This is a genomic window from Pseudoduganella sp. GW821-FHT11H04 (assembly GCF_058807935.1).
The window spans coordinates 42,553-66,454 of the sequence record NZ_JBXARE010000019.1; the positions used below are offsets into that span (position 1 = coordinate 42,553).

General features: G+C 60.0%; 20 protein-coding genes and 1 pseudogene. 3 read left to right on the plus strand and 18 right to left on the minus strand.

From position 1 onward, the window contains the following. Nucleotides 1-119 precede the first annotated feature (119 nt). Nucleotides 120-905 carry a DUF1700 domain-containing protein gene (locus AC1RTP_RS26090; protein ID WP_498611556.1) on the plus strand — a complete coding sequence of 262 codons (786 nt, stop codon included), beginning with the start codon at nucleotides 120-122 and terminating at the stop codon, nucleotides 903-905. A gap of 11 nt (nucleotides 906-916) precedes the next feature. Then, a complete protein-coding gene (locus AC1RTP_RS26095; RefSeq protein WP_498611557.1) occupies nucleotides 917-1,732 on the plus strand; it encodes a head GIN domain-containing protein in 816 nt (271 codons plus the stop codon). Here the strand turns inward: AC1RTP_RS26095 and AC1RTP_RS26100 are convergent. From AC1RTP_RS26100 to kbl, 9 genes are all read right to left on the minus strand, one after another. Then, on the minus strand, nucleotides 1,706-2,926 hold the full coding sequence (locus AC1RTP_RS26100) for a TIGR03862 family flavoprotein (protein WP_498611558.1): 1,221 nt from the start codon (nucleotides 2,924-2,926) through the stop codon (nucleotides 1,706-1,708). The two genes, AC1RTP_RS26095 and AC1RTP_RS26100, sit on opposite strands and share 27 nt — an antisense overlap. After that, on the minus strand, nucleotides 2,899-4,878 hold the full coding sequence (locus tag AC1RTP_RS26105) for a putative bifunctional diguanylate cyclase/phosphodiesterase (protein WP_498611559.1): 1,980 nt from the start codon (nucleotides 4,876-4,878) through the stop codon (nucleotides 2,899-2,901). Before AC1RTP_RS26105 ends, AC1RTP_RS26100 begins: the two co-directional genes overlap by 28 nt. 4 nt (nucleotides 4,879-4,882) lie before the next feature. After that, on the minus strand, nucleotides 4,883-5,701 hold the full coding sequence (locus AC1RTP_RS26110) for a substrate-binding domain-containing protein (RefSeq protein WP_498611560.1): 819 nt from the start codon (nucleotides 5,699-5,701) through the stop codon (nucleotides 4,883-4,885). 168 nt (nucleotides 5,702-5,869) lie between these two features. After that, a complete protein-coding gene (gene moaD, locus AC1RTP_RS26115) occupies nucleotides 5,870-6,124 on the minus strand; it encodes a molybdopterin converting factor subunit 1 (protein WP_498611561.1) in 255 nt (84 codons plus the stop codon). 1 nt (nucleotide 6,125) lies between these two features. Then, on the minus strand, nucleotides 6,126-7,322 hold the full coding sequence (locus AC1RTP_RS26120; RefSeq protein WP_498611562.1) for a molybdopterin molybdotransferase MoeA: 1,197 nt from the start codon (nucleotides 7,320-7,322) through the stop codon (nucleotides 6,126-6,128). 9 nt (nucleotides 7,323-7,331) lie between these two features. After that, the gene (gene thrC / locus AC1RTP_RS26125; protein WP_498611563.1) at nucleotides 7,332-8,807 is read right to left on the minus strand and encodes a threonine synthase; all 1,476 of its coding nucleotides are present in this window, start codon (nucleotides 8,805-8,807) and stop codon (nucleotides 7,332-7,334) included. 200 nt (nucleotides 8,808-9,007) lie between these two features. Beyond that, nucleotides 9,008-10,387: an L-serine ammonia-lyase gene (locus AC1RTP_RS26130; RefSeq protein WP_498611564.1), complete on the minus strand. Its 1,380-nt coding sequence runs from the start codon at nucleotides 10,385-10,387 to the stop codon at nucleotides 9,008-9,010. A 27-nt stretch (nucleotides 10,388-10,414) separates the two neighbouring features. Then, the gene (locus AC1RTP_RS26135) at nucleotides 10,415-11,377 is read right to left on the minus strand and encodes an NAD-dependent epimerase/dehydratase family protein (RefSeq protein ID WP_498611565.1); all 963 of its coding nucleotides are present in this window, start codon (nucleotides 11,375-11,377) and stop codon (nucleotides 10,415-10,417) included. A 19-nt stretch (nucleotides 11,378-11,396) separates the two neighbouring features. Then, nucleotides 11,397-12,599 carry a glycine C-acetyltransferase gene (gene kbl, locus AC1RTP_RS26140; RefSeq protein WP_498611566.1) on the minus strand — a complete coding sequence of 401 codons (1,203 nt, stop codon included), beginning with the start codon at nucleotides 12,597-12,599 and terminating at the stop codon, nucleotides 11,397-11,399. A 114-nt stretch (nucleotides 12,600-12,713) separates the two neighbouring features. On the opposite strand from kbl, the gene AC1RTP_RS26145 reads away from it, so the two are divergent. Continuing rightward, nucleotides 12,714-13,289 (plus strand): helix-turn-helix domain-containing protein, encoded by a 576-nt coding sequence (locus AC1RTP_RS26145; RefSeq protein ID WP_498611567.1) that lies wholly within the window; start codon nucleotides 12,714-12,716, stop codon nucleotides 13,287-13,289. 3 nt (nucleotides 13,290-13,292) lie between these two features. Here AC1RTP_RS26145 and AC1RTP_RS26150 read toward each other — a convergent pair whose 3' ends face one another. From AC1RTP_RS26150 to AC1RTP_RS26190, 9 genes and pseudogenes are all read right to left on the minus strand, one after another. After that, a complete protein-coding gene (locus tag AC1RTP_RS26150; RefSeq protein ID WP_498611599.1) occupies nucleotides 13,293-13,721 on the minus strand; it encodes a GFA family protein in 429 nt (142 codons plus the stop codon). Next, nucleotides 13,701-14,069: pseudogene (locus AC1RTP_RS26155) on the minus strand (VOC family protein); the annotation flags it as partial. The gene AC1RTP_RS26150 and the pseudogene AC1RTP_RS26155, both read right to left, overlap by 21 nt. Next, nucleotides 14,069-14,503: a GNAT family N-acetyltransferase gene (locus tag AC1RTP_RS26160; protein WP_498611568.1), complete on the minus strand. Its 435-nt coding sequence runs from the start codon at nucleotides 14,501-14,503 to the stop codon at nucleotides 14,069-14,071. The pseudogene AC1RTP_RS26155 and the gene AC1RTP_RS26160, both read right to left, overlap by 1 nt. Nucleotides 14,504-14,513: 10 nt before the next feature. Continuing rightward, a complete protein-coding gene (locus AC1RTP_RS26165) occupies nucleotides 14,514-15,062 on the minus strand; it encodes a hypothetical protein (RefSeq protein WP_498611569.1) in 549 nt (182 codons plus the stop codon). Between the two features lie 406 nt (nucleotides 15,063-15,468). Next, on the minus strand, nucleotides 15,469-15,948 hold the full coding sequence (locus tag AC1RTP_RS26170) for a hypothetical protein (protein WP_498611570.1): 480 nt from the start codon (nucleotides 15,946-15,948) through the stop codon (nucleotides 15,469-15,471). Between the two features lie 213 nt (nucleotides 15,949-16,161). Beyond that, nucleotides 16,162-18,567: a zinc-dependent metalloprotease gene (locus AC1RTP_RS26175; RefSeq protein WP_498611571.1), complete on the minus strand. Its 2,406-nt coding sequence runs from the start codon at nucleotides 18,565-18,567 to the stop codon at nucleotides 16,162-16,164. A gap of 3 nt (nucleotides 18,568-18,570) precedes the next feature. Then, nucleotides 18,571-20,742 carry a prolyl oligopeptidase family serine peptidase gene (locus tag AC1RTP_RS26180; RefSeq protein ID WP_498611572.1) on the minus strand — a complete coding sequence of 724 codons (2,172 nt, stop codon included), beginning with the start codon at nucleotides 20,740-20,742 and terminating at the stop codon, nucleotides 18,571-18,573. Nucleotides 20,743-20,833: 91 nt separating this feature from the next. Beyond that, complete coding sequence (locus AC1RTP_RS26185) at nucleotides 20,834-23,209, minus strand: bifunctional diguanylate cyclase/phosphodiesterase (RefSeq protein WP_498611573.1); 2,376 nt, start codon at nucleotides 23,207-23,209, stop codon at nucleotides 20,834-20,836. Nucleotides 23,210-23,213: 4 nt separating this feature from the next. Beyond that, nucleotides 23,214-23,849: a methylamine utilization protein gene (locus AC1RTP_RS26190; RefSeq protein WP_498611574.1), complete on the minus strand. Its 636-nt coding sequence runs from the start codon at nucleotides 23,847-23,849 to the stop codon at nucleotides 23,214-23,216. Between the last annotated feature and the right edge of the window lie 53 nt (nucleotides 23,850-23,902).

The following is a 23,902-nucleotide window of genomic DNA, read 5'->3' on the forward strand; positions in this document are numbered from 1 at the left end:
CTGTCCCCCGCCAAAGTCGCCTGCCCCCGCATTTCTGCATTCTGTCGTAAACAGCTGGAGAGCCTTCAGTGCGGGCGGTACAGTGCCACCATGGAGAAAAAGGGAGGCGATAGTTTCCAATGAGCAAGAATGAGTACCTCGACGCACTGAAGAAAGCCCTCACCGGCTTGCCGCCCGACGTGGCGGCAAAGACCATGGCTTACTACGAGCAGCGTTTCATTGACAGCCTCGCCGCCGGCCAGACCGAAGACGAAATCCTCGCCGACCTGGACGAGCCGCGCAAGATCGCCATGACCCTGCGCGCCAACGCCCACCGCAGCGCATTCGAACAAACCCGCAGCCCGGCCAGCCTGGCCCGTATGATGGTTTCCTTCATCGGCCTCGGCATCTTCAACCTCTTCATGGTGGTGCCGGCAGCAGTGTTTTCGGCCCTGCTTATTTCCGTGTATGCCAGCGCCTTTGCGCTTTACATCAGCGGAATTGCCATTACCGCAACTGGACTGGCCGGCGCCAATGAACTGGTATTGAGCGGCCCTTTGCGTCACCTCGTGATTGTCGACGACGAGGGCGGAAAAGTAGACTCCCGCATGCAAACCAAGATTGCGATCAGCGACCAGGGCATCGAAATGTTCCAGGAACCTTCACCGGGCCTGCGTAAGGAACTGGACGAAGCGGACAGCAAATCCGAAAAATGGCTCGAAGGCGCGGAAGCGATGGCCGAAAGCGGCGTGCGCATCACCTCCGACCTCGATAACGAATCACGCGCCACGCAAACGGCGGTAGGCATTGGCCTGGTATTGCTGGGCATCGTGCTCACCCTGGTCAGCGTCGTCGTCACCCGCTACTCCCTGATCGGCTTGAAGCGCTACATCCAGATGAACGCTTCGCTATTGCGCGGCCATTGAAAGGAAACGCCATGAACATTCGTTCCCTCATCAAGATTGGCCTGGGAATGGCCCTGGTGGCTGTGCTGCTAACTGGCGTTTCTTACAGCATGCTGCGCGCCCAGGGCGCCTCCAACCCTACCAGCGTGGCCGGCCGGGCAGCCCGCACGGAAATTCGCCAGGTCGGCGCAACTGTCTCCAGCGTTGAACTGGTGGGACCGATCGACCTGCGCCTGAAGCAAGGTGACGTCCCTTCCTTGAAAGTGCGCGGCGAGCAGCGCCTGCTGGGCAATATCGCTACCGAACAGGATGGCACGACCCTGCGCATCGGTTCCAAGGGTTTGCTGCTGCACCCTCGCCGTCCAATTGAAGTTGAGCTGGTGCTGCCGTCGCTGAACGAACTGGTGATCAACGGCAGTGGTGACAGCACGGTGGACGGCTTTAGCGGCGAGCACCTGAGCGTGGAGTTGCAAGGCTCGGGCAACCTGGCCTTCAATGGCCGCTATAAGAATGTTGAAGCAGGTGTGCACGGCAGCGGCGGCCTGAACCTGAATACCGGGCATGGTGAGACCGTGCAGCTGGAAATGGTCGGCACGGGCGCCATCAAATCCAGCGGTAACTGCAAGGAGCTGACGGCAGAACTGAGCGGCTCCGGAAAACTGGATGCGCAACACCTGGCTTCCGACAAGGTGACAGTGGTCTTGCAGGGCTCAGGCAATACCGACGTCTTTGCCCGCCAGTCAGCCGACCTGACGGTGCGCGGCAGCGGCGACATCAAAGTCTATGGCAACCCAAGCGACCGCAATGTCAGCCGCAATGGTTCAGGCGGCGTTAGCTGGGTCCATTAAATAACTCAGCAGGTCTTTGCCGGCGGCCTTGCCGCTGGCGAAACAGGCAGTCAACAGGTAGCCGCCGGTCGGCGCTTCCCAGTCCAGCATTTCACCGGCCACGAACACGCCCGGCGCCGCCTTCAGCATCGCCCCCTGCAACGCCTCGAAACGTACACCGCCGGCGGTACTGATCGCCTCATCGATAGGACGCGGCTGGCGCAGGGTTACCGGCAAGGCCTTCAACGTTGCAGCCACGCGCTGCGGATCGTGGAACGCATCTTTATCCAGAACCTCATGCAGCAATCCAGTCTTCACACCCTTGATGTGCAGGCGGCTTTGCAGGAAGCTCGACATCGAACGCGAACCGCGTGGATGCGCCAGTTCCTGTTGCACTTTTTCCAGCGACCAGTCGGGCAGCAGGTCCAGTTTGATGGTCGCGCTGCCATGCACCGCGATGCTGTCGCGGATACCGGCCGACAGCGCATAAATCAGGCTGCCTTCGACGCCCGTCGCCGTGACAACCATCTGGCCTTTGCGGCCGCCGATTGCAACCGTCGTCAGCGGTTGGCCAGCGTATCGCTCAGCAAAATGCGGGCTCCAGTCGGCATCAAAACCACAATTGGCCGGCACCAGGGGCGAGAGCTCGACACCGCGCGCAGCCAGCAAAGGCTGCCAGGCGCCATCCGACCCCAGGCGCGCCCAACTTGCCCCGCCCAGCGCGAGCAGGACCGCCGGGTGCTGCGCAGTGCACTCGCCGTCCGGTGTTTCAAAGCGCAGCGCGCCATCGGGCGACCAGCCCAGCCAGCGATGGCGCTGGTGGAAATGCACGCCGCTCTCGCGCAGGCGGTGCAGCCAAGCGCGCAGCATGGGCGCTGCTTTCATCTCCGTCGGGAAAACGCGGCCGGAGGTGCCGACAAAGGTATCGATGCCCAGGCCATGCACCCAGGCGCGCAGGTCGTCCGGCGTGAAGGCATCCAGCATGGGGCGCAGATCGTCCGCGCGGCTGCCGTAACGGCCAACAAAGGCGCCATACGGCTCCGAATGCGTGATATTCATGCCGCCACGCCCGGCCAGCAGGAATTTGCGGCCGACCGAAGGCATGGCGTCGTAAACGTCGACCCTTTGCCCGGCCGCCGCCAGGACTTCCGCCGCCATCAGGCCAGCGGGGCCGCCGCCGATGACTGCTACTCCTTGTGATTGAATGCTCTCCATAGGGGCAGCATTGTATTCGATCTCGGGCGCTCGACCGTCAGGAGTTGGCTGAACTCCTGCGGCGGCATGGGCCCCGCGCTGAAGCTGCCCTGGATCTCATCACAATGGTGGGCGCGCAGCCATTCCCGTTGCAGCAAGGTTTCCACACCCTCGCCCACTACCTGCATATTGAGGTTGTGCCCGACGTCGATGATGGCGCGGCAGATTGCCTCGGCAGATTGCTCACTGCCTAGCTCACCCACGACAGAGCGATCGATCACCACTTTATCCACCTGCAGCATACGCAAGCGGGCGAGAGACGAATGCCCTTTGCCGAAGTCGCACAGGGAGAGGCGGACCCCAATCACCCTCAATTCGGCTAGCCTTGCTACCGCTTCATCGAGTCTCTCGTCCAACTGCGATTCGCTGATTTCGATGGTAAGCATGGCGGCAGGAACGCCGTATTCTGCCAATGCCACCGAAATGTGCTCCACCAAACCTTCTTCCTGGAACTGCCGCGCCGAAAGGTGGATACACACCGGCGCCGCCGGCAAGCCTGCCTCCCGCCATGCCCCCAGTTGGCGGCAGACCTCACGCAAAGCCCATGCACCCAGGGGGACAACAAGGCCGCTGCTTTCCGCCAGCGCGATAAATTCTCCCGGCGGCACCAGGCCTCGAGTCGGGTGCTCCCAGTGCACCAGCGCTTCGGCGGTGGACAGGCCGCCATCGTTCAGCGCGACGCGCGGCTGGTAGTGAAGGACAAACTCTTTGTACAGCAAGGCACGGCGCAATTCCGCCTCCAACGCGAACATGCGCGCCACGCGCTCGTTCATTTCCGTCGCTACAAAGCGGAATCGGTTGCCGCCGAGGCCCAACGCTTGTGCCATGGCCGAATTGGCGGAACGCAGCATGTTGGATGCGTCACATCCCTCCCTATCCATTAACGAAATGCCGATGCTGGCAGTAGTCGTCACGATGGTATCGCGCCAGCGCATCGGCTCCTTGACAGCGCCAAGCAACCTGGCTGCCACCGGCAGCACATCCTCATCGTTTGCCATATCCCCGACGATGACCGCAAATTCGTTGCCGAGCAGATGGGCCACGGTATCGCCTTCATTCAGGCAGGATTTAATCAGGCTTGCCATGTGCGCCAACAGCGCATCGCAAGCCTCGTGTCCCAGGCTTGCCTTCACGCCACGATAGCGATCAAGGGTCAAAGCAAGTACCGCCACCTTGCGGCCACTGCGTTCGGCGGTTAGCAGGGCCTGACCCAGGCGGTCGTTAAACAAAGCCCGGTTAGCCAATCCAGTCGCTGGGACAAAATTGGCGTGGTAAGCCTGCGCTACTTCCGCGGCGCGGCGCTCGGTGGCTTCCCGCATGCCTTTGATTGCCAAGGCCAGTTCGCCCGCCAACCCCTCCAGAACGGCTAACTCTTCGCCCCCGAAGGCAGAAGGGTCGCTGGAACAAATACACAGGACGCCGGTTGGCGCGGAGCCCTCCACGGCGCCATGCAGCGGCAAGGCCAGGGCGCTCGGAAAACCATATTCGGCAGCGCCGCCACGACCCAGGATGGGGCGAGCCGCCTGCATCGCTTCACGAGCTATACCGCCACAGCTGTAGCCATACCGCCAGCCGCCTGCCGCTGCGGCAAACCGGCCGGCCACCGTACCATGCAATTCGGCCGCGACCGCTTCCCTGCCCCCGCCCGGAGCGGCCAGGCCGATGCAGGAAAGCGAATAACCGCCTTCTTCCGAAATTGCCCTGCATGCCGTCGCCATCATCTGCTCGGTACTGCCCGCCTGCAGCAAACCATGGCGAAAGCGTGCAGCCATGCGAAGGCTGCGATTGGAGCGCAATAGCTCCTCGTTCTCGCCAATGACCTGCCGATGTGCCGCCTGGCGCATCCGCCCCCATTTGATCGCCAGCAGCGCCGACGTCGCCAGAACTCCGGAAAGGATAAAGCTCATGTCCATGGCGTCAGTCCAGATAAGGGACAAAGTCGAAGGCCGACAGGATGCCGTTCACTTGCGCGGAAAGGCAGAACGCGAAGAAACTGCGCGCGACGCCTGTTGGCGCATCGCGGCTGGCCAGCGTCAGGACACGGCAAACCGGGTAGCTGCCATTGCGGATATTTGCGCTGCTGGCTGGAATTCCTGCTATTGGGAGCAGCCGCACAGGCACGCCTTGCGCGATTGCTTTCTCCGCCGTACCGACCGATACATAGGCAATCGCGTTTTCGCAGGCCGCAACAACTGCCAGCCTTTCAAGGTTCGACTCCACCGCAGCATTGAGGTTGAACGCATCCAGCGGCTGTTTGAGAAAACGTGCAAACAAAGCGCTCGAAGAGTCATCCCGCAAGCCGCCGAGAGCATAGACAGAGTCGCGCTTGCCGCCAAGTTCTTTCCATTCGCGCGCAACGCCAGTGAAAATGGACTGTAACTGTTCGACGCTTAGCTCATGCAGCGGATTATTGGCATGCACGATAACGCCGACGCCGTCACGCGCAATCGGAATGCCGTAAAAGTCCCGCTCGGCCGGCGCCAAGGCGCGCGAAAGCATGGCGATGTGCGCATGGCCTGCCCGCACATCCTCCAGGCCGCGCGCCGAGCCAGCCAGCTCAAGATCCACCGCGATATCCGGGTGCAGCATGTGATATTTGGCGGCGATCTCCTTCAACAACGGGCCCATGGCGATGGAACCGGCGATGTGAAGCTTTTGGGCGCGCTTGCGCGGGGGAACCGGGATAGCGCCTGGCGACGTGCGATTCAGGCTAAGTGCGGCGAAGACGAAACCCATTGCGACTCTCCTTGCATTGAAGGGAACAAGCCGCAGGGAGGAGGCGACGGGAAATTAGACAGCGAAGAATGCGGCGCAGGTTTTGGGCCGCATGTGCTCAAGTATAACGTGATGATGCGCGTGGTCAACATAACATGACCGTGTGTTGCGCGCTTACAGCAGAAAGGCTTACCCGCCTGTCACAGGTGGAAAAAAGGCAACCTCGTCACCCGCCGTGACAGCTGCGGCGCCATCGCACATGCGCTGATTGCAGGCCATGCGCAAAGCGCGTCCTTCTGCCAAGGTGCTGGCCCATGGTTCGCCGCGCGCCAGCAGCCAGGCGCGCACCTGGCCCACAGTTTCCACGCCGGCTGGCAGGGCTACTTGTTCGCCATTGCCCAGGGCTTCACGCACACTGGCAAAATATTTAAGATTGATCAGCATATCAGTACATCAGTTCACTGAATGGAATAAAGCGTACCACGTCGCCGGGTGCAATCGGGTTGCCCGGCGGGTTGTCGATCAGGCCATCGCCCCAAACGGTGGAAGTCAGCACGCCCGAGCCCTGGTTCGGGAACAGGTCCAGCCCACCTTGCGCATTCAGTTTCGCCCGGAGGAACTCGTTGCGGCGGTCCGCTTTCGGCCATGCAAAGTCGGCGCGCACCTGAATGCCGCGCGCTTGTGCAGGTGCCTCGGCGCCTTGCAGCCGCAGCAGGAATGGGCGCACGAACAGCAGGAAGGTCACGAAGCTCGATACCGGATTGCCCGGCAAGCCAAGGAAGAACGCCTGCCCTACTTCGCCAAACGCCAGCGGCTTGCCTGGCTTGACAGCGATCTGCCACATATTCAATTTGCCCTCGGCTTCGACCGCAGGCTTGATGTGATCTTCCTCGCCGACCGAAACGCCGCCGGAAGTGATGATCAGGTCATTGCCGTCCGCCGCCTGGCGCAGGACATTGCGCGTCGCTTCCAGCGAATCCGGGACGATGCCGAAATCACGGACTTCGCAGCCCAGGTTTTCCAGCAAGGCGCGCAAGGTGAAACGGTTGGAGTTGTAGATTGCGCCCGCTGCGAGCGGTTCGCCCGGCATCGTCAGCTCGTCGCCGGTGAAGAACACGGCCACGCGCAGCCTACGGCGCACGGCCAGTTCCGCCATGCCGATCGAAGCAGCGAGGCCCAGCTCCTGGCTGCGCAGACGGGTGCCCGCTGCCAGGATCACGCTGCCGACACTGATATCTTCACCAGCGCGGCGGATCCATTCGCCCGCCTTAGGGGTGTGCTTGATGGTGACCAGGCCTTCGTTCGCCTCGCACTGCTCCTGCATGACGACCGCGTCGGCGCCTTCCGGGATCAGGGCGCCGGTAAAGATGCGGGCGGCGCAGCCAGGCAGCAAAGGAGCGCCGACATGGCCGGCCGGAATGCGCTGCGTCACCGTCAGCGTCGCGTCACCGCTGGCGCAGTCGGCGGCGCGCACTGCGTAGCCGTCCATCTGCGTATTGTCGTGACCAGGCACATTCATGCCCGACACGACGGCTCGCGCGAGCACGCGGCCATTGGCTTCCAGGGTTGAGATGTTCTCCACCTCCGCCACCGGACGGACAGCGGAGAGCAGGAAATCAAGGGCTTCGCGAACGGCGAGCATGGCCATGTTTTACAGTCCCGTGTTAGCGGCGATGTAGGCCTTCATCTTGCTTACATCAGCCGGCATGACTTCGAAACGCTGCGGCAGCGCTTCGATGTTTTCGAAACCAGCTGGACGTTCGGCATCCTGTCCAAGCGCTTCCAAAATGGTTTCGTTGAATTTGGCGGCCAGTGCAGTTTCCAGCACGATCATCGGCACGCCAGGCTCCAGGTGCTCCTTCGCGACCTTGATGCCGTCAGCGGTGTGGGTGTCGATCACGATACCGTAATCGTCGGCCACATCGCGGATAGTCTGCACGCGTTCAGCATGGGTCGACTTGCCGGATTTGAAGCCGTAGTTGGCCACCAGCTTGAATTCATCTCCATCACTGCCCGGTGCGCCGGACAGGTCGAAGCCGCCTTCGGTTTCGACTTTCTTGAACAGATCGCGCACGCGCTTGCCGTCGCCCTTCACCAGGTCAAACACGAAGCGCTCGAAGTTCGAGGCTTTCGAGATGTCCATCGAAGGACTGGAGGTATGGTAAGTCTCGGCAGACTTGCGCACGCGGTAAATGCCGGTGCGGAAGAATTCGTCCAGCACGTCGTTTTCATTGGTGGCGACGATCAGCTTATCGATCGGCAGCCCCATTTGACGGGCGATATGGCCCGCGCAAATATTGCCGAAATTGCCCGACGGGACGGTGAAGGAAACCTTCTGCTCGTTGCTCTTGGTCGCAGCCAGGTAGCCGCGGAAGTAATACACTACTTGCGCCACCACGCGGGCCCAGTTGATCGAATTCACGGTGCCGATCTTCTGGCGGGATTTGAATTCCAGGTCGTTCGACACAGCCTTGACCATGTCCTGGCAGTCGTCGAATACGCCTTCCACGGCGATGTTGAAGATGTTCGGATCCTGCAGGGAGAACATCTGCGCGGTCTGGAATGCGCTCATCTTCTTGTGCGGCGACAGCATGAAGACCTTGATGCCTTGCTTGCCGCGCATCGCGTATTCGGCGGCGCTGCCGGTGTCGCCGGAGGTCGCGCCGAAGATATTCAGTTGCGCGTCCTTCTTGGCCAGCGCGTATTCGAACAGGTTGCCAAGCAGCTGCATCGCCATGTCCTTGAAGGCCAGGGTTGGGCCGTTGGACAGCGATTGCAGGACGAGCTTCTTGCCGTCGGTTTCTTCCAGCACGCGCAGCGGGGTGATGTCGGCGGCATTTTCGCCTTCGCGCACATTGCGGTATACGTCCGCGGTATAGGTCTTCTTGGCCAGGGCGCGCAGGTCCGCTTCAGGGATGTCGCCGGCGAATTTTTTCAGGATTTCGACCGCCAGGTCGGCGTACGACATGTGACGCCACTTGTTCAGCTCTTCGCCGTTGACTTGAGGGTATTCCACTGGCAGGTACAAGCCGCCGTCTGGCGCCAGACCACCCAGGAGGATGTCGGAGAATTGCTGGAGGGAGTGAGATGCAGCCGACGCGTCGGCCCGGGTAGACACGTATTGCATAGAGTAGAAAGTCCGGTGGCGGGTGAAAACGGACATCTATTATAGTCTGGCCGGCGTTTCTTTGCGGATTTAGCTAGATTTTGGAATTTTCTACTGAAACCCGGTAAACCGGTGCCTGACCCGCAGGGTCAGGCACCTCGGCCCGCGGCCGCCGCGTCTTAGTGTCTGACCCTGCGGGTCAGACACTGGTTTACCGGTTTTCAGCAGGCAGCGTGATTCACCGACACCACGTGGATCGCCAGTCCGCCCAGCGAAGTCTCTTTGTACTTCGCCTGCATATCCGCCCCCGTCTGCCGCATCGTCTCGATCACATTATCCAGCGACACAAAGTGCGTCCCATCGCCCTTCAAGGCCAGCGACGCGGCCGTAATTGCTTTCACCGCCCCCATGCCATTGCGTTCGATACAAGGAATCTGCACCAAGCCGCCGATCGGATCACAGGTCATGCCCAGGTGATGCTCGATCCCGATCTCCGCCGCATTCTCGATCTGCGCGTTGGAACCGCCCAGCGCAGCCACCAGACCAGCAGCAGCCATCGCACAAGCCACGCCCACCTCGCCCTGGCAGCCGACTTCGGCGCCCGAAATCGAAGCATTGCGCTTGCACAGCATGCCAATCGCCGCCGCAGTCAGCAGGAAGGCGCGCACCCCGGAAACCGGATCGACCGGTTTACAGTCTTCGGCATAATATTTCAGCACAGCGGGAATGATGCCGGCAGCACCATTTGTAGGCGCCGTTACAACACGTCCGCCTGCCGCGTTCTCTTCGTTGACCGCCATCGCGTACAAACTCACGCCGTTCAGCGCGTCATGCGGCAACTGGTTTGCGCGATCGCCCGATTGCGCCTGGCGCCACAGATCGGCGGCGCGGCGCTTCACATTCAGGCCGCCCGGCAGTTGGCCCTTGGTCTCCAGGCCGTGCTGGATGCAATCGCGCATGACGTGCCAGATACGGTCCATGCCCTCGTTCAGCTCTGCTTCGCTGATCCGCGTCAGTTCGTTTGCACGCAGCATTTGCGGGATGGTCTTGCCGCTGCTGACGCCATGGCCCAGCAGTTCCGCCATGGTATTGAAGGGGTATGGCAGGCGCACAGCAGGCTTGCCGTCGGTGCTGGCAGCCTCGCCTTCGGCGCGAATGAAGCCACCGCCGATGGAGTAATAAATCTTGGTGACCGAGCTACCGTCAGCGCGCTTCAGGGTGAAGCGCATGCCGTTCGGGTGCTCCGGCAAGTTCTCGGACATGTGGAACACCAGGTGTTCCTTGCGCATGAATGCAACAGTCTTTTCGCCCAGCAGGCGCAGCTCGCCGTCTACGTCGGCAGCGGCCAGCATATCGTCCACCGCGTCAGGATTGACGCCTTGCGGTGTCTCGCCCATCAAGCCGAGCAGCACAGCCTTATCGGTGCCGTGGCCAACGCCGGTCAGTGCCAGCGAGCCGTAAAGCTCAGCCGCCACAGAAGTGACATCGTCCAATGGACTGTTTTCGACCAGGAAGCGGCGTGCCGCCACCATTGGCCCCACCGTATGCGAACTCGATGGGCCGATGCCAATCTTGAATAAGTCGAAAACACTCATGTCCATTGTTGCTTGTCTCTCTCTGCTTTCTAGTTATGCGGCCTCGCTGAGGCTCACGTCGATATTTGCCAGCATGTCCTTCACCATCTCTTCCACGCCGATCTTCGCTTTCCAGTTCCAGTCCGCGGTGGCCTTGGAATCATCCAGGCTGCGCGGCCAGCTGTCGGCGATCGCCTGGCGGCTATCCGGAGTGTAGGCGATCTTGAAGTCTGGCAGTGCACGGGTAATCGCTGCGGCCAGTTCTTCCGGGTTGAAGGAAACGCCGGCGACATTGTACGACGAACGAATCTTAATTTGTGCAGCCGGAGCGTCCATCAATTCAATCGTTGCGCGAATCGCGTCGGGCATATAGATCATCGGCAAAGTGGTCTTTGGACCGAGGAAGCAATCGTAGCGTTCACCACGCAGCGCAGAGTGGAAAATCGCGATCGCGTAGTCGGTGGTGCCGCCGCCTGGAGGCGACTTGAAGCTGATAATGCCTGGGTAGCGGATCGAACGCACATCCACGCCATACTTCAGGAAGTAGTATTCGCACAGTCGTTCGCCTGCCAGCTTGGAAATGCCGTAGATCGTGGTCGGGTCCATCACGGTGTACTGCGGGGTGTTCTCGGCCGGGGTGTTCGGGCCGAAAGCCGCGATCGACGATGGCCAGAAGATGCGCAATGGCTTGCCCTGCTCGCCGCGCTCACGCGCCACTTCCAGGATGTTCAGCAGGCCGTCCATGTTCAGGTCCCAGGCCTTCAGCGGCGCCGCTTCGCCGGTGGCGGACAGCATGGCGGCCAGTTGGTACACCTGGGTGATTTCTTCGGCGGCCACCAGTTGTTCGAGGGCTGCCTTGTCCATCACGTTCAGCACCTGGTAGCGCGCTGCGTTGTACTTGTTGACCGGGCTGATGTCGGTGGCGATGACATTCTGTGCGCCGTGCTGTTTTGCCAGCGCTTCAACGAGTTCACTACCGATTTGGCCATTGGCGCCGATGACGAGGATACGTTCCATGATCTACCTATATTCCTGATTAGTTCTTGATGATGCCCAGCTCTTTGCCGGCTTGTTCGAATGCTGCGAGCACTGTGTCCAGCTGCTCGCGGGTGTGCGCAGCGGACAGCTGCACGCGAACGCGCGCCTGGCCCATCGGCACCACTGGATAGAAGAAGCCCGACAGCAGCACGCCCAGTTCATACATGCGGGCCGCGAATTTCTGCGCTACCGGCGCTTCGAACAGCATCACTGGCACGACAGGGTGGGTGCCGGGCTTGATAGTGAAGCCGATACGCTCGATCTCCTTACGGAAGTAAGCGGTGTTTTCGTGCAGGCGGTCGCGCAGTTCGGTCGAAGCGGACAGGCGTTTCAACACTTCCAGCGAGGCGCCGGCAATAGAAGGCGCCAGGGTGTTCGAGAACAGGTAAGGACGCGATTTCTGGCGCAGGGTGTCGATCACTTCCTTGCGGCCGGAGGTGAAACCGCCCATGGCGCCGCCCAGGGCCTTGCCCAGGGTGCCGGTGATGATGTCGATCTTGCCCAGCACGTTGTGGTGTTCGTGGGTGCCGCGGCCGGTCTTGCCCATGAAACCGGAAGCGTGGCATTCGTCGATCATGACCAGGGCGCCGTATTTCTCGGCCAGCTCAACCACCTTGTCCAGCTGGGCGATGGTGCCGTCCATCGAGAACACGCCGTCGGTCACGATGACTTTGTGGCGCTTGTCAGCGGCTGCCTGCAACTGCTTTTCCAGGTCGACCATATCGTTGTGGGCGTAGCGAAAACGTGCAGCCTTGCACAGGCGGATGCCATCGATGATGGAAGCATGGTTCAGCGCATCGGAAATGATGGCGTCGTTTTCGTCGAACAAAGGCTCAAATACGCCACCGTTGGCGTCGAAAGCTGCCGCATACAGGATGGTGTCTTCGGTGCCCAGGAATTCGGAGATGGCCTTTTCCAGTTGCTTGTGCACGGTCTGGGTGCCGCAAATGAAGCGCACCGACGACAGGCCGTAACCATATTTTTCAGTAGCGTCGATGGAGGCCTGCGCCACCCATTCCTGGCCCGACAGGCCCAGGTAGTTGTTGGCGCACATATTGATCAGGGTACGACCATCTTCCGATTGCACCTCGCTGCCCTGGCGGGAAGCAATCACACGTTCTGGCTTGTACAGGCCATCATCGCGCAGCTTTTCCAGGTTTTGTTGCAGGCCGGTGTAAAAAGCATTCGTCGCTTGGCTCATGGTCGTCCTCTGATGTAAAGTTTACTCTTATTTCATTATTCCGACTGGAATCCACTATATTGAACGTGGATTCAATATACCGGATCGTACTTTACTATATTGAACTCTGCAAGCGTGAAGCCGAACATTTCCACCAACGCCCCGCCGGAAGTCGGCGCCGCCCTTCAACGACTGCGCCTGGCGCGCGGCCTTACGCTGGAAGACCTGTCCCGGATTGCGGGCGTCTCCAAGTCCATGCTATCTCAGATTGAGCGGGAAAAAGCCAATCCGACCATCGCCATCACATGGCGGCTGGCCAACGCACTGGGCGTGCAAATTGGCGAGCTGCTGGCCGGCGTGGAAAAGGATGTTGAAGCGATAAAGTTGGTTGATGCGCACGAAACCCCTACCCTGCCCGGCGCCCATGCCGGCTACGTGCTGCGCATCCTGGGCCCGATGGAGTTGGCCGGTAAGTATGAGTGGTATGAGCTGACGCTGGCGCCGGGCGGCGAGTTGGTGTCGCAGCCGCACGACCCAGGCACGACCGAGCACCTGACCATCCTGCACGGATCGATGGAGCTGGAAGTTGGGAGCAACAAGAAGAAGATCAAGCTGGGCGGCACGGCGCGCTATTCCGCCGACCTGCATCACGCCATCCGCAACACCGGCAAGGCGGAAGCTAAGGCATTACTGGTGGTGATCCACCGCTAACGGCTAAGGCAAGCTCTCCGCTCCTGGGGGCGGCGCAACCCACTTATGCATGCGCTCTTCGTAGATGGAGATTCGCGGCGCAGGGAAACCTGGATCAGCAAATGCACCCACAGGAACGCCGATGAAGCCTTCGTGGCCATCCAGCTCATAAAAGACCGTAGAACCGCAGGCCGGACAAAAGTGGAACCTGGCCGTCCCCCCCGAATCCCCGACGCGAGCGTACACAGTCGATTCACCCGAAATCGCTACTTTCTCGCGCGGGAAACGTGCCTGCACACCAAAGACACTACCTGTGCGTCGCTGACATTCCAGGCAATGGCACATTGAAATACGAACGGGGTCGCCGATCACTTCCACCGTCAGCTTGCCGCAACTGCATGACGCAAGACGTTTGGATGGTCCGATGGCACCCTCAGGGTACTGGCAGACCATTTCGATATTGTGTCCGTCCGGGCCGATAACGAAGGCCGCAAAATAGTTCGCGTGATATTTCGGGCGTAAGCCCGGCGGCCCATTGTCCTTGCCACCCGCCTCCAATGCATTGCGATAGAAGGCTTCCACCTGCCGCCGGTTATCGGCGACAAAGGCGAGATGGAGATGAGCGGGCTTCTCGCTCGTCTCGAACAAAATCAGCGAAGTATTCCCTTGCGCGATTAATTCAATACCGTAGCTCGGCTCGCCCTCCGCCGCGACCGAAATCCCAATTGGCTCAAGCGCCTTTAGGAAGAAGGCCTTGCTCGCGGCGAAATCGCTGACACCAAATTTCACGTGATCAAACATCAATCCTCCTTGGCTTCATACATGCCGGGGAAATAACGCTCCATGAGCGACTGCGGAAAGCGCGGCGCCGTGAACCCATATTGCGCATAGAGCCCATGCGCATCGCCAGTGGCGAGCGTGAACCTGCGCAAGCCCTGCAATTGCGGGTGCGCGAAGACGGCTTCCATTAATGCTTTGCTATAGCCCTGTCCGCGATGTTCCGGCAAGACAAAGACATCCACCAGGTTGGCGAAAGTCGTGTAGTCGGTTATGACGCGCGCGAAAGCGATTTGCTCGTCGCTGAGAAAACCGCCAAAGCACAAGGAGTTGGCAATCGAACGCTGAACCACGTCAAACGAAATGCCTTTGGCCCAGCTGGATTGCTCCGAAAGGAATTGATGAACGAGCGGGATATCCAGTTCTGACTGATTGGTAGAGATGTGTAATTTGTTCATGGAACGATTCTCAACGTAATGCGTGGCACTGATTCACCCCCGTTTCTTGTGCACGGCGCATCGTAGCGTAAAGCGCCTTGCGCAAGCCGCCAGACTGGCAGAAGTCGCACGAGCCTCCCCTAACGATGTCGGTGATGCGCCAGCCGTTGTTGACGCGCTTCAAGTGGAACCGGTTAGTGTCTTTTCGTTGATCAGGCTCGTACGTAAAGCGAACATGGACTTCGGCCTGCGGCCCGCGCTCTTTTACTGACAGGATTTCACTTCCAGTCGGCCTCTCCCACGCATTTGGCAAAAACAGATTGCCTTCGATGAACGGAGGTTTATCCTCCGGCGCGTCACGCATGGAAAGTTCATTAGCCTTCTGAGCAGCATCAAGCAAACAAAGGAGCTCACCCGAGACCAATCCCTTGATCGGGGTCCTAGTGAGCTGCTTGTACGCACCGCTAGGCTGCTCCTTAGCTTCCCATTTCAAAAAATTCTCCACCACGCCTTTGGGAGAGTTAAGGTCCGCTGCATGGGACAAGACGGGAAACGCAAGCAAGCAAAGGAGCTTTTTCATGAAGGGTATTCAGAAATCGAAGGTGACGTTGGATGTAGGTTCAATTGCATGAACTCCGCCCGCACCGTACACCCTGAGTGCACCCTTCAAATCGCACAGAATCTCGCCGCGCTTATCGGCTAGCGATTCAGGAATTTCAATGCGCAAGAGTTTGTAATCCGTATCACCAGAGTCGATGAGGTTCGCCGCGCCACGCACATCAAGCTTCGTTACGATGAGAGTGCCCTTCCAGTACAACGTGTAATATTTATGCCTCCCATATTCTTCTCGATCGGAGGCAACCTCCCTGACGTAGACATCGCGCTCGCGGTCGATCGTCCAGTGCGATCGGTAATTTTCGACACACCAAATCCGATTGATTGCCGAAATACCGTATCGGTCGAAGTCCTCCTCAGAGTTAAACTCGTTAACGAAAGAAATGGTCGCTCTCCAGCTTTCGATCCCCTCGCATGTACTTCGGATCGACAGAAAGTCCCGGCCGCTCGTCATCCCAGATCATGCTTACGACCTTCCAATTGCGTCCGTCGAAGAAGAACTGGATGCTGTTGATCCCGCGCTTGAGGAAGATGGTTTTGTCCGAGTCGCCCCACGCCTCGTAGGTGCTGAAAGCGTGGGCAATGTTCCCGAACACCTCAATAATGTTGTGTACTTCGATTTCGTAAAACGCGCGGCCGGCGATCAGCTTTTCAAAGTTTTCAGGATAGTCGGCAGCGGCCAGGAAGGTCGCCTGAGGCGTGCCTTCGGCATCGACGGACGTCCGCATCATGATCGCATTTGGAATGTAAAGCTCGCGCTCCCGTTTCCAATCGGGTTTATGGCCTGCTGGGCCGGAGATAATCGAATAGAGCTCTGTAATTAGCTGCCGGATTTCGTCTTTTGCGTTCATGTATAACTCAACTATTTCTTAACGATTTTGTTAGCGGCACGAACATGCTGGCTGTCGGTACCGGTCTACTGTTCCGCGAAACTGATGCCCTGCATTATTGATTTTTTGCAAATACTAGCACGGCGGAAAAACTGTAGAAAGTTTTTCTCGAAAGAAATTATTAGTACTAAGAAGATAGTAACGTCCCCAAGCTTAGGCCCGGGGGCACGACGATCAGATTGGTGCGCCAGGGGGAATGGCGCTCAAGGGGCGCAACTTGACGCTACGGGGATCGGCGAGGTATCGCAGGATATGGTCTGCAGCCTGCGCGCGGCTGGATGCGGTCGTGCCTTTGCCAGGGTTGGCCTTAAGCCATGCGGCGAAGCTGCGGAGTCGCTGACGCAAGTCGGCATCGACGTTGGTGTGCAGCTTGCCGCCGTCCAGCGCCTGCAACAACGCGTCGAGGACTATCCAGTTGGCTGCGAGTTGAACTGCTTCGCCACCAGCCAGGTTGGCTGGAACGGCGCCGCGCTTCCAACTGCGGGACAGTGCCGCTTCGATCACTTCATCAGTGCCGGGCATCTTGCCATCGCGCGCATGTTGCCAGTACAGGCGATTCAGGCGGCCAGCATCGAACAGGAACGTGGCCGTTTGCGCCGCTCCGGTTTCTGCGGCCGATAGCGCGTCGAACACAGCGTTCATGCGCGTGCCGATGTATTCCTTGTTCCGCTCAAAGCTTGTCGATGGAGGCGTCAGCTGGTCCAATAGGCCAGCCGGCAAAGCCAGGTATTCGGCTCGCAGAGTGTCGGCCAGCCTGGCGAGCGCCGCACGCTGCGTGGCGGCAGGCGCGGTCTTGACGCCTGCGCTGGCGCGGCCGGCGCGGATATCGCCGCTCGTTGTAGACGCGTATTCGCCGCCTGCCAGCAAGCGGGCGACAGCTTCGCCTTGATAGCGCTGCAGGAGATAGACAGGCACCAGACGGGCTTCAAGCTCGCCGGCCTGGCGTTCATCCGGGAGCACGTCATAGGAAAAATTATCCAGCGCATGGCGGCGGATGGCGCCCAGCTGGTCCCAGGTTTTCAGTGTGTCGGGACCGAAGTCCCACAGCAGGCCATTCGGATGCGAAGCACCTGGCGCGCGCGAATCGTCGTCGGAAACATACTGCAGGCCCGCGGCGCGGGCGTCGCTCCGCAGTTTGGCCAGCGCGCTTGCTTCGGCTTCGCCGCTGCCGTAGTCACCATAAATGTACTTGACCAGATAGTCATCCCACGGGCCGACGCCAACGCCGTAGGCATCTTGCAGGTCGATTGCGCCATCAGCCCCGAGCTTCAGCACGGGATGCGGGTAATCCATCACGGAGCCATTACCCTGGCGGCTCGCTGCAAAATTGTGTGAAAAGCCCAGGGTGTGGCCCACTTCGTGCGCGGCCAGTTGGCGCAGGCGCGCAAGCGCCATTTGCTCGGCGAGCTTGCGGCGTTCAGCGGGAACGGACTTGCCATATGGCGCCAGCAAAGCTTCCGCGATCAGGATATCCTGCCGCACACGCTGTGAACCAAGCGTTACCGAGCCGCGAATAATCTGGCCGGTGCGCGGGTCGGTGACGGCATTGCCGTATGACCAGCCCCGGGTGGCGCGGTGCACCCAGGTGATCAAGTTGTAGCGCACGTCGGCAGGATCAGCGCCTTCCGGCATCAGTTCGACACGGAAGCCGTCCTTGAAGCCAGCCTTTTCGAAAGCGGTAGACCACCAGCGTGCGCCTTCAAGCAGCGCCGAGCGCACCGGCTCTGGAGCACCGCGATCGAGGTAATAGACGATAGGCTTCCCGCCCTTTTCCAGCCGGTGGCGGATTTGCCACCGCACATCGAGGCTGCTCGCGAGCGGCGTCGCGAAATCGTAATAGCCAGTGTCAATACCGCCGGAGAACGGGTGGTAACGGCGCGGCTTATAGCTATTGTCAGGCAGCCGAACCAGTGAAATATGCTGGCGCATAGTCAGGCTGGCAGGATCGGTGGCAACCTGGCGCACGAATTCGCCGGTGCCGGGACCGGCGAAAGTCAGCATTGATTCCAGCTCGATATTGTCGGGGAATGCCTTTGCTTGCCCCGGCAGTACTGCACTACGCTTTTCGTCAACGTGATAAGTGCCCTGCTTCGTTTCATCCAGGCGCTGGATGACGCCGTGCTGGTCGGCCAGCAGGAAGCTGGAGAAATCAACCAGGTGCCGCTGGCCTTCGCTGACCAGGATGTCGCCCGACCACAGGACCGCGCCGGCAAAGGACTCTACCACTGCATTGCGCTCGTCTGCATCAGCCGAACGGGCCACAAAACGCGTGTTCTCCTGCACCAGGAAAAGCCGCTCGCCGAACTTCTGGAACCGAACGAGCTTGGCGCCGCCAGCCTGCGCGCGGTCCAGGCCAACATCGTTCGAACCTAGCGCGTAAGGCAGGGAGGAGACCAGCAGGAAGGGCTGGTCCAGCTCACGCACCGAGAGCAGCACTCTGCCCTTGCCCGCATCCCGCCAAAGCTCGATAAAGCCTGGCTGCGCTGCGAGCGACTGGGTCTGCTCGGCGAAGGTTTTAGGCGCTTCCGCTGCCGTGGCAGGCGCAAGCAAGGCTGTCCACAGCAGAAGAAGCACACGCATGGCTTACTGGCCGCCGGTAGTGGATGCAGGAGCAGCTGGGCTCATGTCCAGCGCACGGCTCAGGAAGCCCCAACGATCAGCCACTTCCTCGATCTGCTTCGCGGTCGGCTTGCCGGCGCCATGGCCTGCTTTCGAGTCGATGCGAATCAGGATCGGGGCCGGGCCGCTTTGCGCAGCCTGGGCGGCAGCGGCGAACTTGAAGCTGTGAGCCGGCACAACGCGGTCGTCGTGGTCGGCCGTCATCACCATGGTGGCCGGGTAGCAGCTGCCCTGCTTCAGGTTATGCAGCGGCGAGTACTTGACCAGAGCCTTGAATTCATCCGCATTGTCGGACGAACCGTAGTCCGAAGCCCATGCCCAGCCAATGGTGAATTTCTGGAAGCGCAGCATATCCATCACGCCCACGGCAGGCAGTGCAGCGCCGAACAGGTCGGGACGCTGAGTCATCGCAGCGCCGACCAGCAGGCCGCCGTTGGAACCGCCGCCGATTGCCAGCTTGGATGGCGAAGTGACTTTGTTGGAAACCAGCCATTCAGCCGCGCCGATGAAGTCGTCGAAGACGTTCTGCTTTTGTAGCTTGGTGCCGGCCTTGTGCCATGCTTCGCCGTATTCGCCGCCGCCGCGCAGGTTGGCCATGACGTACACGCCGCCCATTTCAACCCATGCCAGGTTGGAGACGGAGAAGCTTGGGGTCAGCGAGATATTGAAGCCGCCGTAGCCGTACAGGTAGGTGGGGTTCGTGCCGTCCAGCTTCATGCCCTTTTTCGACACGATGAACATCGGGACCTTGGTGCCGTCCTTGCTGGTGTAGAAGACCTGGCGGGTGTCGAAGGCGCTTGGGTCGAAGTCGACTTTAGGCTGGCGGTAGATGCTCGACTTGCCGCTCTTCAGGTCCAGGCGGTAGATCGTGGTCGGGGTCGTGAAGCTGGTGTAGGCGTAGAAGGTTTCAGTGTCTTTAGCCTTACCGCCGAAACCGGAGGCAGTGCCCAGGCCTGGCAGTTCGATTTCACGAACTGGCTTGCCTTTCAGGTCAAACACCTTGATGGCGCTGTGCGCATCGGCCAGGTAGTTCAACACCAGCTGCTTGTTGACGATGCTGGCGCCGGAGAGCGTCTGCGGCGCTTCCGGCACGATCTCTTTCCAGTGTTCCATGCCAGGCTTGCGGATGTCGATCGCGATAATGCGCGAACGCGGCGCATTCTTATCGGTCATGAAGTAGAAGACTGGACCTTCGTTGTCGATGAAGTTGTAGGAAGCGTCGAACGCTTCCAGCAGGCCGACAACCTGGGCGTTCTTTGCTTTCAGATCCTTGATGAAAACGCGGTTTTTGTGTTCGGTGCCTTGCGAGCCGTTGATCAGCAGGTAATGACCGTCGTCGGTAACTTCCGCGCCAAAGCCCCACTCCTTCTGGTCTGCCCGATGGTAGACCAGCGCGTCAGCCGACTGCTCGGTGCCCAGTTTGTGGAAATAGACTTTCTGGAAGTAGTTCACGCCAGCCAGTTTGGACTCTTCGGTAGGTTCGTCGTAGCGGCTGTAGTAGAAGCCGGAACCGTCGGCGGCCCACGCGGTGTTGGAGAACTTGACCCACTTGATATGGTCGGCCATATCCTTGCCGGATTCGATTTCGCGTACCTTGATTTCGTTCCAGTCGGAGCCGGAAGCAGCGGTGCTATAAGCCGCGAACTTGCCGTTCGGGCTCACGGCCATGCCGGCCAGCGCCACGGTGCCGTCGGCGGCCAGGGTGTTCGGATCCAGCAGGACGCGCGGGGTTTCGGTCAGCGACTTGGCGGTGTAAAGGACCGACTGGTTCTGCAGGCCGTCGTTGCGGCTGTAGAAGTAGCGGCCGCCCTTTTTCTCCGGCACGCCATAGCGCTCGTAGTTCCACAGCTTGGTGACGCGCGCCTTGATCGCTTCGCGTTGTGGAATCTGGCCCAGCCAGGATTGCGTTACCTTGTTCTGTTCAATCACCCAGGCCTTGGTCTCTTCGCTATTGGCGTCTTCCAGCCAGCGGTATGGGTCGGCGACCATGGTGCCGTGGTAGTTGTCCTGCTGTTCGACTTTCTTCGTCACCGGATAAGTCACGGTGGATGCGCCGGCCGGGCATGTCTGGGCCAGGGCTTGTGCGGAGAATGCTGCGATCAGGGAAAGTGCAAGGGTTGCGCGCTTGAATGGCATTTGTCGTCCATGTTGAAGTTATGAATGCGGCAAGGATCATAACTCGGACTTTAGCAAATAAGTAACTCTCCGAAGAGCTTTGCGCCGGTGATTATTCGGTTAATGCCGGCGCGCGCCAAGTCTCGACCCAGCTTGCCAATTGGTCTGCCGGCATTGGGCGGCTCATGAAATAGCCCTGCCCCTGGTCGCAGCCCATCTCCGCCAGGATATGCCACGCGGCCTCGCTTTCGATCCCCTCCGCCACCACGCGCAGGCCCATATTGTGGCCAAGGTCGATGGTGGAGCGCACGATCTTGGCGTCGCCTACGTCGTTGGCCATGTTCAGCACGAAGGATTTATCGATCTTCAGTTCATCCACCGGAAGGCGTTTCAGGTAGGCCAGCGAAGAATAGCCTGTGCCGAAATCGTCAATCGAAAGGTCGCAGCCCATGCCGTGCAAGCGTTCCAGCGTTTGCTGCGCGCGGACCGGATCGTCCATGATCGCGCTTTCCGTGATTTCCAGGCAAAAGGCGCCCGGCGAAACGTGGTGGCGCATGAATATTTCGCCGAACTTGAACGGCAATTCCTGGTCAAGCAGGTCGCGGGTGGACAGGTTGACCGATACCTTCAGGTGGATGCCGCGCTGCGCCAGAGAATGGCACAGTTCCGCCGAGCGTTCGAGCACCCAGTGGGTCACCACACGGATAAAGCCGGTCTGCTCGGCGAACGGGATAAACTGGTCGGGGAACACATTGCCGCGGACGGGGTGCTGCCAGCGCACCAGGGCTTCTACGCCGACCACGTGCCCGGTGGCCAGCGTGATCTTCGGCTGTACGAACAGGCGTAGCTCATTGTTTTCCACGGCCTGGCGTAATTCGGTGAGCAGGGACAGGCTTTGCTGACTGCTCTTGTCGATCGCGTCTTCATAGACTACGGCGCCTTCGTTGCGCTGCTTGGCCGCGTACATGGCGACTTCGGATTTGCTTAGCAGCTCCTCGGCATCCATGCCGTTGTCAGGGAACCCTGCGATGCCGATGCCGGCGCCAATATCGACTGTCTGTTCTTCCAGCGACAGCGGCGACTCCAGCGCATGCAGAACTTCAGACGCTACGACCACGGCCTGGTCCAGATCGGAACCGGGCAAAAGCACCGCGAATTCATCTCCGCCCAGACGCGCCACCTGGGCCGGATGGCGACGGTTCGCAAGCTTTTGCAACAGCCGGCCTGCAACCTGCTTCAGCAAGGCGTCGCCGAAACTGTGTCCCATCACGTCGTTCACATGCTTGAAGCGGTCAAGGTCCATCATCAGCACATAGACGGAGCCGGCGCGCTTGCGGGCGTCCGCAATGGCGTCATTCAACAGCAGCAGGAACTGTGCGCGATTCGGCAGGTTCGTCAATGGGTCCCAATACGCCAGGCGCCGGATTTCCTGTTCGCGCTTGGCGATACCATCGCGCATGCTGCCAAAGGCGTGCGCCAGCTCTCCGATTTCGTCGGACCTGGCGCTTTCGATATTCACTTTGTAATCGCCCTGCTCCAGCTTTTTCGCCGTATCGGCAAGCTGGCGCAAGGGCTGGGCGATGCGCTTCGCCGTCAACACGCTGGCCACGACGCAGACGACGATACCTGCCGCAGTCAGGCCAAGCAGCCAACGTTCAAGGCGAGCGTATTCTGCAGTTGCTTCGTCGATGGACCGGCCGAGCATGACAACAGCGACATGGCCGTCGTCTTCACCAATCGGTGTCATGCGCACGCTGAGCTTATCGTTGACCACGTCAACGTCGAATGCGTCGGACGGCATGCGCCCCATGCCCTGCAGCTGGGACATGACGTTTGCCACGGCGGCCGGCGAAAGACTGGAAGCCACCGGCAGCCAATGGCCTTTCGGGTCACGCGTCAGCAACAGCGTTTGCAGCGACGTGGTCTCCTGCATATCGCGCGCCAGGCGCTCATCGAGCGGGAACGCCATCACCACAAAACCTATCGTCACCGGCGCTTTCACCGGCACCACAACGATCTGGTAAGGCACGCTTTCAACGATGGCGATGCCGTTCGCGCCGTCGGCCTGCTCGGCCTTTTCCAGCATATTCATCACCATGTGCTCCAGGCCGGCGGCTTGCGCATCGCTGGTGGAGGCAACCACCTTGCGTTCCGGGCTGACGAGCATCGTCATGGACGCCTTGATCCGGCGGCCGTGGTTGGCCAGCGCCGATTCGATGGTGGCGCGGTCATCCTGGTCGGTGTTGCCGATGGCTGCGAGGAAGCCGGCATCACGCGACAGCAACCTTGCGCCATTGCGCAGGTTTTGCGCGTTCTGCTCGATCAGCCGTGCAAATACCTTGCTGCCGTTGACCAGCTCTGACGCAATCGCCGTACGCGCATTGCTGTCGATGCCGCGCTGGATCACCATCAGTCCCACCAGCTGAACGACGATCAGCAGCACCAGGAACAGGGTAACGATACGGCTTTCGAGGCTTCGGAATCGCATGGCGTCAGTAAGACGTTGAATCTGGATCGGTGACCGGCGGTTTCAGCGGCATCTTGAAATTGGCGCTGCCTGTTTCGTCGGACAGGCGAATCGCCTGCTCCTGGGGATTGCCGCCGACAATGTCGGGATGCCACGCTCGCAGAACATATTTGCCGGCCGGCGCATCGACAAGCACAGCGCCGTTGGCATCGGTCTTGCCATAATACGGCGTATCGACAATGCGCACGTAGGCAAGCATCTTGTCGTGGATATTGCAGCCCAGGACCACAGTGCCGGGTTTGTCGAAGGTCTGCGGTTCCGCCGTGGTGCCGGAATATAGCTTCTGGTCAAACTTGTGCGGCGGCGAGAACGAATAGATATGGTGGCGCACCTTATCGTTGTTCGGGAAGTAGATCTTGCTGCCGGTCTGGATCACCGTGACCATCGGAATGAATTTCAGGCCCTTCTGGCTGATCTCCCCGGACTTTTGCGGCTTCGGCAGCTGCTGCCCGCCATCGGCTTCCAGGTAGACCACAGCGTCGGTAACCGGTTTTCCATTTGCGTCCGTAATGTGTACGTTAATCCCGCCGGCGGCACTGGCTGCACCCGTGAGGATAAAGGCCGCGAAAGCGGCGGAACGGCTAATGAGCTTGCTCTGCATCGTTCTCAGTCATGGACGTGGAAGCTTATTGTAGCGCTAAAAAGTGTTTCCGG

Bases quoted from the DNA above. Each gene is read 5' to 3' on its own strand.
- AC1RTP_RS26170 (WP_498611570.1), bottom strand. From the start codon at position 15,948: ATGAACGCAAAAGACGAAATCCGGCAGCTAATTACAGAGCTCTATTCG.
- AC1RTP_RS26180 (WP_498611572.1), bottom strand. From the start codon at position 20,742: ATGCCATTCAAGCGCGCAACCCTTGCACTTTCCCTGATCGCAGCATTC.
- AC1RTP_RS26130 (WP_498611564.1), bottom strand. From the start codon at position 10,387: ATGGACATGAGTGTTTTCGACTTATTCAAGATTGGCATCGGCCCATCG.
- kbl (WP_498611566.1), bottom strand. From the start codon at position 12,599: ATGAGCCAAGCGACGAATGCTTTTTACACCGGCCTGCAACAAAACCTG.
- AC1RTP_RS26160 (WP_498611568.1), bottom strand. From the start codon at position 14,503: ATGAACAAATTACACATCTCTACCAATCAGTCAGAACTGGATATCCCG.
- AC1RTP_RS26100 (WP_498611558.1), bottom strand. From the start codon at position 2,926: ATGGAGAGCATTCAATCACAAGGAGTAGCAGTCATCGGCGGCGGCCCC.
- AC1RTP_RS26090 (WP_498611556.1), top strand. From the start codon at position 120: ATGAGCAAGAATGAGTACCTCGACGCACTGAAGAAAGCCCTCACCGGC.
- AC1RTP_RS26150 (WP_498611599.1), bottom strand. From the start codon at position 13,721: ATGGTCTGCCAGTACCCTGAGGGTGCCATCGGACCATCCAAACGTCTT.
- AC1RTP_RS26095 (WP_498611557.1), top strand. From the start codon at position 917: ATGAACATTCGTTCCCTCATCAAGATTGGCCTGGGAATGGCCCTGGTG.
- AC1RTP_RS26175 (WP_498611571.1), bottom strand. From the start codon at position 18,567: ATGCGTGTGCTTCTTCTGCTGTGGACAGCCTTGCTTGCGCCTGCCACG.
- AC1RTP_RS26190 (WP_498611574.1), bottom strand. From the start codon at position 23,849: ATGCAGAGCAAGCTCATTAGCCGTTCCGCCGCTTTCGCGGCCTTTATC.
- thrC (WP_498611563.1), bottom strand. From the start codon at position 8,807: ATGCAATACGTGTCTACCCGGGCCGACGCGTCGGCTGCATCTCACTCC.
- AC1RTP_RS26120 (WP_498611562.1), bottom strand. From the start codon at position 7,322: ATGCTCGCCGTTCGCGAAGCCCTTGATTTCCTGCTCTCCGCTGTCCGT.
- AC1RTP_RS26185 (WP_498611573.1), bottom strand. From the start codon at position 23,209: ATGCGATTCCGAAGCCTCGAAAGCCGTATCGTTACCCTGTTCCTGGTG.
- AC1RTP_RS26165 (WP_498611569.1), bottom strand. From the start codon at position 15,062: ATGAAAAAGCTCCTTTGCTTGCTTGCGTTTCCCGTCTTGTCCCATGCA.
- AC1RTP_RS26110 (WP_498611560.1), bottom strand. From the start codon at position 5,701: ATGGGTTTCGTCTTCGCCGCACTTAGCCTGAATCGCACGTCGCCAGGC.
- AC1RTP_RS26135 (WP_498611565.1), bottom strand. From the start codon at position 11,377: ATGGAACGTATCCTCGTCATCGGCGCCAATGGCCAAATCGGTAGTGAA.
- moaD (WP_498611561.1), bottom strand. From the start codon at position 6,124: ATGCTGATCAATCTTAAATATTTTGCCAGTGTGCGTGAAGCCCTGGGC.
- AC1RTP_RS26105 (WP_498611559.1), bottom strand. From the start codon at position 4,878: ATGGACATGAGCTTTATCCTTTCCGGAGTTCTGGCGACGTCGGCGCTG.